The sequence below is a fragment of the Mesorhizobium denitrificans genome (genome assembly GCF_003403035.1).
Lineage (GTDB): Bacteria > Pseudomonadota > Alphaproteobacteria > Rhizobiales > Rhizobiaceae > Mesorhizobium_G > Mesorhizobium_G denitrificans.
This window is the reverse complement of the sequence record NZ_QURN01000003.1, coordinates 1-13,678: the sequence shown is the minus strand read 5'-3', so window position 1 is coordinate 13,678 and position 13,678 is coordinate 1. Positions and strand designations below refer to the sequence as shown.

Below are 13,678 nucleotides of genomic sequence, written 5' to 3'. Positions count from 1 at the left end.
AGAAGACAATACAACTGTATATTGTACCCTCTTGTGCGAAGGAGGGGCGTATGGGCGGATTTAGAACCACACTCACAGTGCTCGCATTGCTTAGTCCAGTCCACGCTTTGGCGCAGGATGATTACGGCAAGTTCTTCGATCTCCCCATAGCTCTGGAGAATGTGCCAAACGGGCAGGGTAAGCCGTTCCGCCTGACAAAAGAACTGAAATTCGAGGATCCAAGCGGCACGTTTTGGGACGTACCTGCTGGTGGATATACGGACGGAGCGAGCATTCCTTGGCTGTTCCAGATAATCGTTGGCGACAATTACAGCGGGCCTTATTTCCCTGCCGCAGTCATCCACGATTACTACTGTTGCGTGCAGACGCATTTGGCGGTCGATACGCACCGAAACTTCTACTACGGTATGTTGGCCAATGGCACGCCAAGCTGGCAGGCATGGCTAATGTACACTGCGGTGCGTGTTGGCGGGCCGGATTGGTCTGAGGCACAGGTAGCGGCAAACAGCGACGGCAGCCAGTGTCTGGACGACGCGGCGCCGGTTCCGCAGGCAATGGTTGTTGCGCCCGAACCATCGGCAAGCCCGACTATAGCGCTACGCCGCGCTGCCCCCAATCCGATGGATGATTTCGTGGCGGCAGCAGGTCGAGCGCAGGAGGCGCGCGATACGTTCGTCCTCTCCAAGCTGATGGCTGTTGCAAAAACATTGAAGGACAGCGACGGCAAAGTGATTGATGTCACCGAGCTTGGCCAAATCCCGGCTACCTTTGAAGGCGTCGAACAACTGCGCTCAATCGTAACGCGCGCGACGAATTTCTCGGATTTCAGTACCGAGGTTGATCGCACGCGCTTCAATGATTTCGGCCTTTTGGTGCCAATCGACGGAACACTGACCGAGGAGACGCAGAAGCTGCGCGAGCAGGGCGGTCTTTCGAATGTCAGCCAACCATGGAATGCAACGGAGTTGAACCAGCTGGGTATAGCTTCGGCGCGTCTTCCGGAGCGTCTGCCTGAAACCTATTTGCAAGACGTGGCGCGCACCACATCGCTCAACGGAACGGGCCTTGAATGGTCGGTCGCAAAAACCCCACAAGTTCGGCAACAGTGGAACCGTATCATCGATGCGGACAAAAGCTTCCGCAATTGGAACAATCTGCGCCTAACGCCGGGCCGCATTCAGCAATAGCGGTTGCTATTGCTCGACGAAGCGGACAAGCACGGTGCCATCCGTGACCTGTGAGCCTTGGGAGACAATATCCTCGATCACGCCGTCATGGGCGGCGGAAATCGTGTGCTCCATCTTCATAGCTTCCAGAATCAGCAGCGCCTGGCCCTTTGTGACAGCGTCGCCTTTCGCGGCCATGACGAGCTTTGCAAGTCCCGGCATGGGCGCGCGCATCGAAGATGCTCCAGCCTCGCCATCTGCGGCGGCTGCGAACGGGTCCGGCACCGAGAAGGTGTAGGCGTTTCCATTCTCAAAAATGGTCACATGATCTGGCCATATTGCAAAGCGTCCGGCAAATCCTTCACTAAATGGGGAAGCGTGTTCGTGCGTTTGATCGCTTACGTCCAGTTTCACGGCAAAGCGGCTGTTTTCTAGCGGAACCACGCTCGCGTGAATGGCAGTGTCGCCCATCCCGATAGTGACGCTGCGCGCAAGCGGATGGAAATGCGAATAGCCTGTAAGCGTACTCCAGGGATCCTCCGACATTTCAACAGCACCGGCGCCCGACGCAAGGAGTGCAGCGAGGCTAATCGTATCGGCGGATGCGGGCGGCAGCGTGGTCAGTTCGTGCTGCTTACGCCCTATCAAGCCGGTGTCCACATCACCGACCGCAAAATCTGCGTCGCGGGCCAGCGCTGCCAAAAACGCGGCATTCGTTACCGACCCAGCGATTTCTGTCTCGTCGATCACCTGCGCAAGCGCGTCGAGCGCGGTTGCCCGGTCCGCCGCATGAACCACGATCTTTGCAATCATCGGATCGTAATAGGGGGAGATTGCATCGCCAGCGCGCACGCCGGTTTCGATCCGCATGGCGGTTCCCGCCGGAGCGGTTGCGGGGAAAGCAAGGTGATGCAGGGTTCCAATGGCGGGCAGGAAGCCTTTGCTCGCATCCTCAGCATAGAGCCGCGCCTCAAACGCATGTCCATTCAAAGCGATCTGATCCTGCGAAAGCGGCAACTTCTCACCCGCCGCAACGCGCAATTGCCATTCGACGAGGTCCAGTCCCGTAATCATCTCGGTCACGGGATGCTCGACCTGCAGGCGTGTGTTCATTTCCATGAACCAGAAGCGATCCGTGCGAAGCCCTTGCGATGCATCGACGATAAATTCGATCGTGCCGGCGCCGGAATAGCTGATGGCTTTTGCGGCCTTCACGGCGGCGTCGGTCATGGCTGTGCGCATCTCATCCGTCATGCCGGGGGCAGGGGCCTCCTCAATAACTTTTTGATGGCGGCGCTGGGCAGAACAATCGCGCTCGAACAAATGAACAGCGTTGCCGTGATTGTCTCCAAACACCTGCACTTCAATGTGTCGCGGCTTCTCGACATATTTCTCGATAAGCACGGCGTCGTCACCAAACGCGGCTTTTGCCTCCCGCTTGGCGCCAGCGAGCGCTTCGGCAAAATCGTCGGGACTGTCGACGCGGCGCATGCCCTTGCCGCCGCCGCCAGCACGCGCCTTGATCAAAACCGGATAGCCGATGTCGTGCGCTTTGCCTGCGAGCAGGACAAGTTCTTGCGCTTCGCCATGGTAACCGGGCACGACGGGCACTCCGGCCTTTTCCATCAATCGTTTGGCCGCATCCTTCAGACCCATAGCGCGTATCGACGCTGCAGATGGGCCGATAAAAATGAGTCCCGCATCAACGACTTGTTCAACGAAGTTCGGGTTTTCCGAGAGGAATCCGTAACCGGGATGAATCGCCTCTGCACCCGTCGCTTTCGCCGCCTGAATGATCCGCTCGCCGATGAGGTAACTCTCGGCCACGGGTGAAGCGCCAATATGAACGGCCTCATCCGCCATCGCGACATGCAGAGATTTCGCGTCTGCATCCGAATAGACCGCGACGGTTTTGACGCCCAGCTTGTGCGCAGTGCGAATGATCCTGCAGGCGATTTCGCCGCGATTTGCGATCAGGATTTTGCCGAATGGTGGGTTCATCTTACGTCCTCCCGCCGCATCCGGAATCGAAAGCGGCCAGAGTTGCATAATGCGCCTCTGGCCACCTTGAAAGCCCAAAATAAGCTTCGCTCGCTAGCGCGGCGTCTTACTTGGTATTACTCACCATTCCGAAGTGAGCGCCCTGCGGATCAGTGCAATTCGCAACCCATTGCCCGCCTGGCACTTCCATCGGACCCATGATGATCTTGCCGCCGTTTGAAGTCACGCGCTCCACCGCTGCATCAAGGCCATCGACGATGAAGTAAAACTGCCAGCAAACGGGAACATTGGGCGGGCGGTTCATCATCGCGCCCATATCCACACCATCCAGCGCAATGATCTGGTAGATGCCCATGTCGCCCATGTCCATGCCACGGCTTTTCGACCATCCGAAGAGGCCGGAATAGAACGTGAAGGCGTTTTCCCAATCGTCGGCCATCAATTCGTTCCAGCCAACGTGCCCCGGCGTCATTTCCGCGACCGGACGCTGCTCGGGACCATTCGGCTGTAGGAGCATGAACATCGCCCCTTGCGGGTCGGCGACAACTGCAAATCGCCCAACATCGCCACCGATTTCCTCTGGACCGCGGTGCAATTTGCCACCTGCCTTCTGCAGCGTGGCGACATCTGCATCGATGTTCTTCGAGCGGATATAAGCCACCCATACGGGGGGCATTCCATTGGCCTTGGCAGCTTCCGGAATCGGCATGATGCCACCAACGCCGCGCTCTCCGGCTTTGACAACGGTGTAATCCATGCCCGTTCCCGGAAAGGGTTCGAGATTCCAGCCCATGACCTTCGCGTAGAACGCTCTCGCCGCTCCCGCGTCGCTCGTCATCAGTTCATGCCAAATGAATCCTGCAGACATATCTGTCTCCTTCCCTCGGTTAGCGCACTGCTCCGGCCTGATACTCGCCGGTCGCTCTAGGACGATCATGCGCGCGCAATTCCGACAATCGAAAGACAGAAATGCCCAAAACTGTCAGGAGACTTTGCTGCGACCGCGACTGAATTACTTGGAGGCGTAAATCTGGCAGTTTTTGGCGACGGTCATTTTATAGCGCTTGAAAAGGCTGCGGCATCTTTTCAACGCCTCCTTTTCGGCTTCCACCTTGGTAGAGCCGACAGCGCCGGCGCAGAAAAATGCTTCAACCGGAAACGCGATTGCGGTTTGTGCGTAGGCAGCGTGGTTGTTGACCGCGATGTATTGCTTGTAGGTCTTGGCGCATTGATCCTTTTCTCCCATCGGAAATTGTACGGGATAGCGCTTGTCGCCGACCTTTCCTGAAAGGTTTTCTGCAAAACCGTTGTTCACACCGCAGAGCAACGCTCCAACGGCTACAAATGCACAAATCAATGATTTCACTGTTTTCCCCGCAACCTGATGGCTAAGACAATTTCTTGCCTATTATAAATGAATATAGATAAGCAAGCGGCGAGGCGAAGTATCTGGCGACCAAACACTACTTCTTTTTGATACGGCTTGGCTTGAGCCTTGTCGTTCGCGCCAGTGCGACCGCCTCCGCTTTGACCAGACCAAGCCGCACCGCTTCCACCACAGACGTCGCGACAAAATCAGCGCTGATTGCCTTGGCGTCGAGGGCACGATGCTCCTCCATATTTGGCACATAAATGCCGACGCGCAGACCGCGTTTTCCTCGCTTTAGCCTACGTACGGCTTGTCGCGCATAGGCAAGCGGTGTGCTGCTCAGATAAGAAACGACAACAATATCCGCCTCGGCCAATCCTGCTATCGTCTGTCGCGACCCGTGCAGCTTGCGGAAAGATTCGATACTGGCCTCCGCGCCTTGCCCCTCTACAACTTGAGCCAGAATAGCTGCCGCGACATCATCAAGCTCGGTCCTGCCGCCAATCATCACCAGCTTGAAACCTTCACCATCCGGGAGCTCGAGACGTTCGCCATCTTCATCGACGGGTTTTTCGTCGCCCTGTTCGTCTTCACGCAGCTCGTCGGCAGCATCTTCAAGGTCTTCGACGAAGGTGAGCGCGGTAGATGCAAACCTGCGAAGTTGCCCATCCTGTAGCGCGCCACGTTCGCGGTCGGATTCGCCAAACAGAAGAGCGGGAATGCCAATCTCGTCGTAATATTCAACGAGGTATTTATCTTCCAGAATGGTTTCCGCGTTGTCCGCCGCTTCATCGGGATCGCCAGCAAGCAAGCGCTGATAAAGGCGCGCGTCTGGTTCCAGCACAGGTTCATTGCCGAACAACACATCCAGAAATTCAAACTGCGGAACGTGCCGCCCGAGCACCACGAGACACACGGTCAAAGGCGTGGAAAGAACCAATCCAACTGGCCCCCAAAGCCATGTCCAGAAAATTGCAGCAACGATAATCGCGAGCGGTGAAAGCCCTGTGCGCGAGCCGTAAAGCCATGGCTCCATCACATTGTTGATGAACAGTTCCATGACGAGGAACAGTCCGGCGGTCCAGAGCACAGTCGTCCATCCAGGCGTCACCGCAATTGCGAGAAAGAGCGGCAAAATCATGCTTATGGCTGGACCGATATAGGGAACAAACCGCAAAACTAACGACAGCAGCGCCCATAATATTGCGTTGGGTATGCCCAAAAGCCAAAGGCCTATGCCTATGGGCACCGCATAGCTCGTGTTAATGATCAACTGCATCAGCAGATATTGGCCGACGCGCTTTCCGGCATCCTGCAACGCCTGTGTAGTGCGATGCAGATCACCCGTACCGACGAGCCGAATGAAGCGGTCGCGCAAATCTTCGCGCTCCAGCAACATGAAAATCACGACAACGATCACAAGGCCCGCCGTTGCAAACGGACTGAGCAGCGGTACGACAACGTTTACAAGCAGATAGATTGCGCTTTGCTGGTCCACGATCTCAACGGGCAGCGGCTGGCGCTCACCAGTCGTACGCTGATCTGCACGGGCGCTCATTTCCGCGCCCACCCGCTCGACCGCCTGCGTCACCCGCTCGAAAATGCCGCCGGAATCTGCAGAATCCTTAAGTGAGCGTACCTTCTGAATGATGTTCGACTGGTATGTCGGGATGTTTTGCGCAAGTGAACTCAGCTGACTTGCGACCATAAAGCTGAAAAGCGCGATGCAAAGGAACGCCACCGTCACGGTCAGGATGACCGCAGCCGGTCGAGGAATGGATAGTTTGCGCAAGGCCGAAACGATGGGCGCGAGCGCAAAGGTCAGCAACAGCGCCACCGCCAGGGGCAGAAACACTTCCTGGCCGAGATAGAGAATAGCCGTGACGCCGACGAGCGACACTACCGGCGGAATGGCGATGCTCGACAGGCGTCGACCATCCATATCGAACGCATTTTCAGCGGTGCCGTTTTCGATCTTGCCGTTTGCCATGCTGTGTCTCCCGCGGCCTTTAACAGACAGCGCGCGCATTGGTTGCAACGAAAATTCCTAAGGATGCAAAGATTGCGTATCGAGCATTTGACGGCGTCGGGAAAAGTTCGGCTGCCTCCGTCGTTTGCCTTTCACACGGCTCAACCGTGAAAAGGGAGAAGTTCGATGAAAACAATCATGTTTGCGCTAGCAGCACTTGGTTTGAGCGTATCCGCCTCGGCGGCTGCAGAACCCGCAAAAGTTGCAGAGGCGGGCGGTGCCAAAATTTACACCGATGCCAAGGGAATGACGCTCTACACCTTCGATAAAGACACTGCCGGCAAGACCAATTGCTATGACAAATGCGCCGCCAACTGGCCACCGTTCGCCGCTGCGGCAGATGCGAAGTCAGATGGCGAATGGACTGTTGTGGAGCGCAAGGATGGCTCGAAGATGTGGGCGTACAACGAAAAGCCGCTTTACACCTTCATAGGCGACAAAAAGGCGGGCGATATGGCTGGCGATGGCAAGATGGGTGTCTGGCACATCGCCAAGCCGGATTGATCCGTCAGGCGGAGGTCACGCGCCAGATTGCGTCGCCGACGTCGTCGGCCACCAGCAACGAGCCGTCCGGTCCAATAGCCACGCCGACCGGGCGGCCATAAGACGCCTTCTCATCAGCCGACAGGAAGCCGGTCAGGATGTCGCGCGAGGGGCCCGACGGCTTGCCCTTTTCAAACGGAATGAAGATCACGCGATAGCCGGAGAGCTTTGACCGGTTCCACGAACCGTGTTGGCCAATCACCATGCCATCCGGAAAGCCGGGCAGGGTGCCTGCAGGCATCCAGCAAAGACCAAGCGAAGCCGTATGTCCGCCCAGAGCGTAGTCTGGTTGGGTTGCGCGGGCGACCAGTGCCTTGTCCTGCGGCACGCGGTCGTCCACGACCTTGTCCCAATAGCAATATGGCCAGCCGTAAAACGCTCCATCCCTGACCGAGGTTAGATAATCCGGCGGCGTTTCATCGCCGAGACCATCGCGCTCGTTGACAACGGTCCAGAGCGCCTTTGTTTTCGGCTCCCATGCCAGACCGACCGGATTGCGCAAGCCCCCCGCGAATATCCGGTTCGTCCCGCTTGCAATGTCATATTCATAGATGCAAGCGCGGCCTTGCTCAGCCTCCATGCCATTGTCGCCAATGTTGCTCAGCGAGCCAACGCCAATATAAAGTTTCGTGCCGTCCTTGTTGGGCAGGATAGACCGTGTCCAGTGACCGCCGGGCTTGAATGTCGCCAGGCGCTTTCCTGTTCCGGTCACGCGACCATCCTTGAACGGGAAAGCCATCAAGCCGTCCGTGTTGCCCACGTAAAACGTGTCGCCAAGCTCGGCCATTCCGAAAGGCTGATTCAGCCCGTCGAGAAAAGTCTCTTTGGTTTCGGCCACGCCGTCGCCGTCTGCGTCGCGCAGCCGCGTTATGCGATTGGGGCTTTCACCAACCGCAGCAGCGCGTGCGAGAGTCGAAACCATTGCATAGTCGAAAATCGAACGGACACCGCCAGATGCCATCAGCGCTTCAGCGGCCAGCACGTCGCCATTGGAAAGAACATGAATCCAGCGCGGATGCTTCAATCCCATCGCGAAGGCATTGACCTTCAAGCCCGGTGCAGCAACTGGCGTCTGGCCTTTTTCCCATCCCTTCGCCGTCGGCATTTTCAGCGTTGGAATGCCCTGCGGTTTCGCGAGCGGTATTTTCGGCTCCGTGCCAAACGCCTGCGGCAAGGGCCCGTCATTTCGGTGCCGGAAAAAGATTGCGCCAGCCCCGATGAAGGCAACGAACTCGGCAAATAGTTTGGAAGGCTTCATAGGGCAGGGCTCCAGCACGATAAGGATTCGCACCGAAATTACACCGCGCGAGGCCAGCCCGCCACCCGGCCTCGCGCGTGCCTCTAGCGCTGCGTTACTTTTACACCCGCGCGCACGGAGTCGTTGACCAGATTGCAGCGCCGAAGCGCCAGATCGTCGGTGGTTCGGCAAATGGCACGACGGCCAAATTCGTCATTGGCGCGCGCATTCAGCAAGCGCGCGATGCGCCGCGCACTGTCGTGGCGTACGAAGGCCAGAATATCGTCGCCCATCATTGCGGGCTCCAGAGTGGATTCGTCCCATATGAAAAATAGTCCGCAAGGGTCTTCTACGACCGTGTACCGTTCGCTCACGACAGCCTCCGCCAAAACTTTAATATTGAAGATGAACTATGTTCAATTTCGATGTTAGCATTTCTTGAACAATGTTCAAGAGAAAAATGAACGAAGTTCAAAATAATTGGCTATGCGGGAAATTTTGTTGCTCCAGCCGGCTGTGCGGATCCCAACTGAAGCAAGGCTGTCTGTAGTGAGGGTGGGAAAGGCGAGCGAAATTACATCCGGAAAACGCCGAACTTCGTATCGGGAATATCCGCATTTAGAGCGGCACTAAGGCTCAGGCCAAGCACGTCCCGGCTTCGGGCAGGGTCGATAATGCCGTCGTCCCAAAGACGCGCAGAGGAATAGAGCGGATGCCCTTCGCGCTCATACTTTTCCAGCGTGGGCTGCTTGAACTCGGCTTCCTCTTCCGCAGACCAGGTACCGCCCTTGCGCTCGATGCCTTCGCGCTTGACTTGCGCCAGCACCATTGCGGCTTGCTCGCCGCCCATGACGGAGATGCGCGCATTCGGCCACATCCAGAGAAAGCGGGGAGAGTAAGCGCGCCCGCACATGCCATAATTACCCGCACCGAACGAACCGCCGATAATCATGGTGAGTTTCGGCACTTGTGCGGTCGCAACGGCGGTTACGAGTTTCGCGCCATCTTTGGCAATGCCGCCCGCCTCATATTTGCGGCCCACCATGAAGCCGGTGATGTTCTGCAAGAAGATCAGCGGAATCCGCCGCTGGCAGCACAACTCTATGAAGTGAGCGCCTTTCTGCGCACTTTCGGAAAAAAGCACGCCGTTATTCGCGATTATGCCGACCGGCATACCATAGAGATGCGCAAAACCTGTAACGAGCGTCGTGCCGTAATTCTGCTTGAACTCGTCGAACTCGGACCCGTCAACGATACGCGCAATCACTTCGCGCACGTCATAGGGTTGGCGAAGATCGGTAGGCACAACGCCGTAAATCTCATTTGACGCATGAAGCGGCGGAATCGGTTTGCGAAGGTCCAGACCTATCGTCTTCTTTCGATTCAGATTTCGCACGATACGGCGCGTGATGGCGAGCGCATGTTCGTCGTTCATGGCGTAGTGATCGGCCACGCCGGATTCGCGCGTATGCACATCCGCACCGCCAAGATCTTCCGCCGAAACTTCCTCACCCGTTGCGGCTTTCACAAGGGGAGGACCGCCCAGAAAGATCGTCGCCTGCTTGCGCACCATAATGGATTCATCGGACATTGCGGGCACATAGGCGCCGCCCGCCGTACATGATCCCATCACGCAGGCGATTTGCGGAATGCCCGCCGCCGACATATTGGCCTGATTGAAAAATATGCGCCCGAAATGGTCGCGATCCGGGAACACCTCGTCCTGATTTGGCAGGTTCGCGCCGCCTGAATCGACCAAATAAACGCAGGGCAGATTGTTCTGCATGGCGATTTCCTGCGCCCGCAGATGCTTCTTCACGGTCAGCGGGTAATATGTGCCGCCCTTAACGGTGGCGTCATTGACAACCACCATTACTTCACGACCTTCGACGCGGCCAACACCGGCAATCATTCCTGCCGAGGAAATGTCGCCCGAATACATGCCATAAGCGGCGAACTGCCCGACTTCGAGGAATGCCGAACCAGGGTCCAGCAGCTTCGCGAGCCTGTCGCGCGGCAACAACTTGCCACGGCTGACATGGCGCTGGCGTGCCTCGTCCGTTCCGCCCTTTTCGACGACCGCTGATTTGTCGGCAATATCATGAACGAGCGCCTTCATGCGCTCCGAGTTTGCCTTGAAGCTCTCCGATGTGGTGGAGATTTGCGATTTGATGACAGGCATGCGCGCCGTTTCCTCCTTGAGGCCGTCTTTTCTATCAGCCTTCGGCCATCATTTCGCGGCCAATCAGCCAGCGGCGAATCTCGCTGGTGCCTGCGCCGATTTCATAGAGCTTGGCATCGCGCAGCAGACGACCCGTCGAGTAATCATTGATATAGCCATTTCCGCCGAGCAGTTGGATGGCATCAAGTGCCATCAACGTCGCCTTTTCCGCTGCAAACAAAATGCAGCCAGCCGCATCCTTGCGCGCCGTTTCCCCACGATCACACGCGGCCGCCACGGCATATACATATGCGCGACAAGCGTTCATCGTTGTGTACATGTCCGCAAGCTTGCCCTGAACGAGCTGGAATTCGCCGATTGCCTTGCCGAATTGCTTTCGCTCATGCACGTAAGGCATCGCCACATCTAGGCACGCCGCCATTATCCCGAGTGGCCCACCAGCCAGCACCGTGCGTTCATAGTCGAGGCCCGACATCAAAACCTCGACGCCGCGACCTTCCTCGTGCAGAATATTCTCGAACGGCACTTCGACATTGTCGAACACCAGTTCGCCGGTGTTCGAACCACGCATTCCGAGCTTATCGAGTTTCTGCGCAACCGAGAAACCCGGCATCGTGCGCTCAACCACAAAAGCGGTAATCCCGCGCGAATGGCGCTCAGGATCGGTTTTGGCGTAAACCACCATCGTGTCGGCGTCGGGGCCGTTCGTGATCCACATTTTCGTGCCGTTGAGCACGTAGCAATCATTGTGCTTTTCGGCTGTCAGCCGCATCGACACGACGTCCGAGCCGGCACCGGGCTCAGACATAGCCAAAGCGCCAACATGCTCGCCGGTGCACAGTTTCGGCAGATAGTGCCGCTTCTGCTCCGTAGTGCCCCAACGGTTGATCTGGTTGACGCACAAGTTGGAATGCGCACCATAGGAAAGCCCCACAGAAGCCGACGCGCGTGAAATCTCTTCCATAGCGACGACATGCGCGAGATAGCCCATTCCTGAACCGCCGAAATCCGGGTCCGCGGTTATGCCGAGCAGGCCCAGGCCGCCCATTTCCTGCCAGAGATGAGCCGGAAACTCGTTATTGCGATCCGTATCGGTGGCCAAAGGCGCGATCTGCTCTTGTGCGAACCTCCGCACCATGTCGCGCAGCGCCTCAACCTCGTCGCCAAGCGGAAAATTCAGGCCGTTGTTATACATTCTTTTGCCTCCCTAGCCCGCGCGGCGCAGGGCGGCTGCTTCGGAGCCGCGCTCTGCACCAACAAGGCGCATTGTCATGTTTAGGTAATTGCTCGTAACTTCCTCGACAGACAGCCTTTCATCCGGTCGAAACCAGACGATGACGCCTGTGAGCATTTGGATAATCGCCATCGCGGTCAGTCCCGCATCTTCGACGATGAAAAGCCCCGCATCTGCGCCAGTCCGCAAAATCTGGCGCAGCTCTTTTTCATATGCGTTCCGCATTTTCAGAATCTGGGTCAGCTTTTCAGGGGCTAGGCTGCGCAATTCCATGTTCGAAACATGGGTGGAGTGCCTGCGCGCAACATGAAAGCCGATATGGTGCTCGACAAAAGCCGCTAGCTGCTCGGGCGGCTCGGCATTTCTCGGCCTTTCGGCCTCCCATGCCGCGACAAGCTTCTGCATGTGTTCGGTCAGCAGCGAATAGAGCAGATCTTCCTTGGTCGCATAGTAGCGATAGAGCGCTGCCGCCTGCACGCCAACCTCCTCGGCTAGTCTGCGCATTGAAACGGCCTCGTAGCCATAGCGGGCGATCAGCGAAAGTGCGGCGTCGCGCAACGCTGCGTCGGTCTTTTCACCGTCGGAACCAGCCGTTCGCGCCAACACATCCTCCCAATATCGAGGCAATTAATAAAACGAACGTTCAATTAATTCAAGATGTCATTTTAGCTTTGGCTGTTGATGGCTCGAAAATCCAGCGAGCAGGAGTGAAAGCGCGGTTCCGGCAAGCGCCGAAACTACAATCATCAGATGCGTGTTGATGGCGGCTCGCGCCAGCAAATCCATCGCATTCGCCTCATTTTTGGCGCCAAAAGCAACCGCGCCTGCAACGATACTCGCAGGGTAGGTGCCAACACCGCCCGGTGCATGGATGGGCAACACAGACGAAAGCTCGCCACCGAGCGCCGCACCAAAAATCGCCGCGAATGGCCGTACGCCCATGATCCAGAGCACCCACGCCAGCACGGCCATCTTCACACCCCAGTTGAACACGGTCAGTACCCAGACGCGCAGAAACATCGTCCAGCTTTGCGGAACGCCTTGTGACACCTGATCGACGATATGGGAAAGCCGCGCGGGCAAGACGTTGTCCGCAGATCGCATCACCACATTGCGCAACGGAAAAAGCAGAACCGGAGCGATAAGGAACGTCAACCAACTTCTGCATATGTTCGGTCAGCAGCGAATAGAGCAGATCTTCCTTGGTCGCATAGTAGCGATAGAGCGCTGCCGCCTGCACGCCAACCTCCTCGGCTAGTCTGCGCATTGAAACGGCCTCGTAGCCATAGCGGGCGATCAGCGAAAGTGCGGCGTCGCGCAACGCTGCGTCGGTCTTTTCACCGTCGGAACCAGCCGTTCGCGCCAACACATCCTCCCAATATCGAGGCAATTAATAAAACGAACGTTCAATTAATTCAAGATGTCATTTTAGCTTTGGCTGTTGATGGCTCGAAAATCCAGCGAGCAGGAGTGAAAGCGCGGTTCCGGCAAGCGCCGAAACTACAATCATCAGATGCGTGTTGATGGCGGCTCGCGCCAGCAAATCCATCGCATTCGCCTCATTTTTGGCGCCAAAAGCAACCGCGCCTGCAACGATACTCGCAGGGTAGGTGCCAACACCGCCCGGTGCATGGATGGGCAACACAGACGAAAGCTCGCCACCGAGCGCCGCACCAAAAATCGCCGCGAATGGCCGTACGCCCATGATCCAGAGCACCCACGCCAGCACGGCCATCTTCACACCCCAGTTGAACACGGTCAGTACCCAGACGCGCAGAAACATCGTCCAGCTTTGCGGAACGCCTTGTGACACCTGATCGACGATATGGGAAAGCCGCGCGGGCAAGACGTTGTCCGCAGATCGCATCACCACATTGCGCAACGGAAAAAGCAGAACCGGAGCGATAAGGAACGTGA

At 57.1% G+C, this 13,678-nt stretch carries 12 protein-coding genes and 2 pseudogenes; 2 read left to right on the top strand and 12 right to left on the bottom strand.

Annotated features, from left to right (window positions below):
- Nucleotides 1-50: 50 nt before the first annotated feature.
- Nucleotides 51-1,187 carry a DUF1353 domain-containing protein gene (locus DY251_RS03540; RefSeq protein WP_158553214.1) on the top strand — a complete coding sequence of 379 codons (1,137 nt, stop codon included), beginning with the start codon at nucleotides 51-53 and terminating at the stop codon, nucleotides 1,185-1,187.
- Between the two features lie 6 nt (nucleotides 1,188-1,193).
- Here the strand turns inward: DY251_RS03540 and DY251_RS03535 are convergent, their stop codons facing one another.
- The 4 genes from DY251_RS03535 to DY251_RS03520 all read right to left on the bottom strand — a co-directional run bounded on the left by DY251_RS03535 (nucleotide 1,194) and on the right by DY251_RS03520 (nucleotide 6,526).
- Nucleotides 1,194-3,167, bottom strand: a complete 1,974-nt coding sequence (locus DY251_RS03535; protein ID WP_116622742.1) for an acetyl/propionyl/methylcrotonyl-CoA carboxylase subunit alpha — start codon at nucleotides 3,165-3,167, stop codon at nucleotides 1,194-1,196.
- Nucleotides 3,168-3,273: 106 nt separating this feature from the next.
- Nucleotides 3,274-4,035, bottom strand: coding sequence for a VOC family protein (locus DY251_RS03530; RefSeq protein ID WP_170971309.1), 762 nt, complete (start codon nucleotides 4,033-4,035; stop codon nucleotides 3,274-3,276).
- 144 nt (nucleotides 4,036-4,179) lie between these two features.
- Nucleotides 4,180-4,533 carry a hypothetical protein gene (locus DY251_RS03525; RefSeq protein ID WP_137113455.1) on the bottom strand — a complete coding sequence of 118 codons (354 nt, stop codon included), beginning with the start codon at nucleotides 4,531-4,533 and terminating at the stop codon, nucleotides 4,180-4,182.
- A gap of 97 nt (nucleotides 4,534-4,630) precedes the next feature.
- The gene (locus tag DY251_RS03520; RefSeq protein WP_116622741.1) at nucleotides 4,631-6,526 is read right to left on the bottom strand and encodes an AI-2E family transporter; all 1,896 of its coding nucleotides are present in this window, start codon (nucleotides 6,524-6,526) and stop codon (nucleotides 4,631-4,633) included.
- Nucleotides 6,527-6,691: 165 nt separating this feature from the next.
- Between DY251_RS03520 and DY251_RS03515 the strand changes: the two genes are divergently transcribed.
- Complete coding sequence (locus tag DY251_RS03515) at nucleotides 6,692-7,069, top strand: COG4315 family predicted lipoprotein (protein ID WP_116622489.1); 378 nt, start codon at nucleotides 6,692-6,694, stop codon at nucleotides 7,067-7,069.
- 4 nt (nucleotides 7,070-7,073) lie between these two features.
- Here DY251_RS03515 and DY251_RS03510 read toward each other — a convergent pair whose 3' ends face one another.
- The 8 genes and pseudogenes from DY251_RS03510 to DY251_RS21410 all read right to left on the bottom strand — a co-directional run.
- Entirely contained in the window at nucleotides 7,074-8,366 is a 1,293-nt protein-coding gene (locus DY251_RS03510; protein WP_116622488.1) for a PQQ-dependent sugar dehydrogenase, read from the bottom strand.
- A gap of 83 nt (nucleotides 8,367-8,449) precedes the next feature.
- Nucleotides 8,450-8,719, bottom strand: coding sequence for a hypothetical protein (locus tag DY251_RS03505; RefSeq protein WP_137113456.1), 270 nt, complete (start codon nucleotides 8,717-8,719; stop codon nucleotides 8,450-8,452).
- Nucleotides 8,720-8,919: 200 nt separating this feature from the next.
- Nucleotides 8,920-10,527: a carboxyl transferase domain-containing protein gene (locus DY251_RS03500; RefSeq protein WP_116622486.1), complete on the bottom strand. Its 1,608-nt coding sequence runs from the start codon at nucleotides 10,525-10,527 to the stop codon at nucleotides 8,920-8,922.
- A gap of 34 nt (nucleotides 10,528-10,561) precedes the next feature.
- Complete coding sequence (locus tag DY251_RS03495; protein ID WP_116622485.1) at nucleotides 10,562-11,722, bottom strand: isovaleryl-CoA dehydrogenase; 1,161 nt, start codon at nucleotides 11,720-11,722, stop codon at nucleotides 10,562-10,564.
- Nucleotides 11,723-11,734: 12 nt separating this feature from the next.
- Nucleotides 11,735-12,364: a TetR/AcrR family transcriptional regulator gene (locus DY251_RS03490; RefSeq protein WP_116622484.1), complete on the bottom strand. Its 630-nt coding sequence runs from the start codon at nucleotides 12,362-12,364 to the stop codon at nucleotides 11,735-11,737.
- Between the two features lie 57 nt (nucleotides 12,365-12,421).
- On the bottom strand, nucleotides 12,422-12,916 hold the full coding sequence (locus DY251_RS21570; RefSeq protein WP_170971301.1) for a hypothetical protein: 495 nt from the start codon (nucleotides 12,914-12,916) through the stop codon (nucleotides 12,422-12,424).
- A gap of 1 nt (nucleotide 12,917) precedes the next feature.
- Nucleotides 12,918-13,127 (bottom strand): annotated as a pseudogene (locus DY251_RS03485) (TetR/AcrR family transcriptional regulator); the annotation flags it as partial.
- A gap of 57 nt (nucleotides 13,128-13,184) precedes the next feature.
- Nucleotides 13,185-13,678: pseudogene (locus tag DY251_RS21410) on the bottom strand (UPF0104 family protein); the annotation flags it as partial.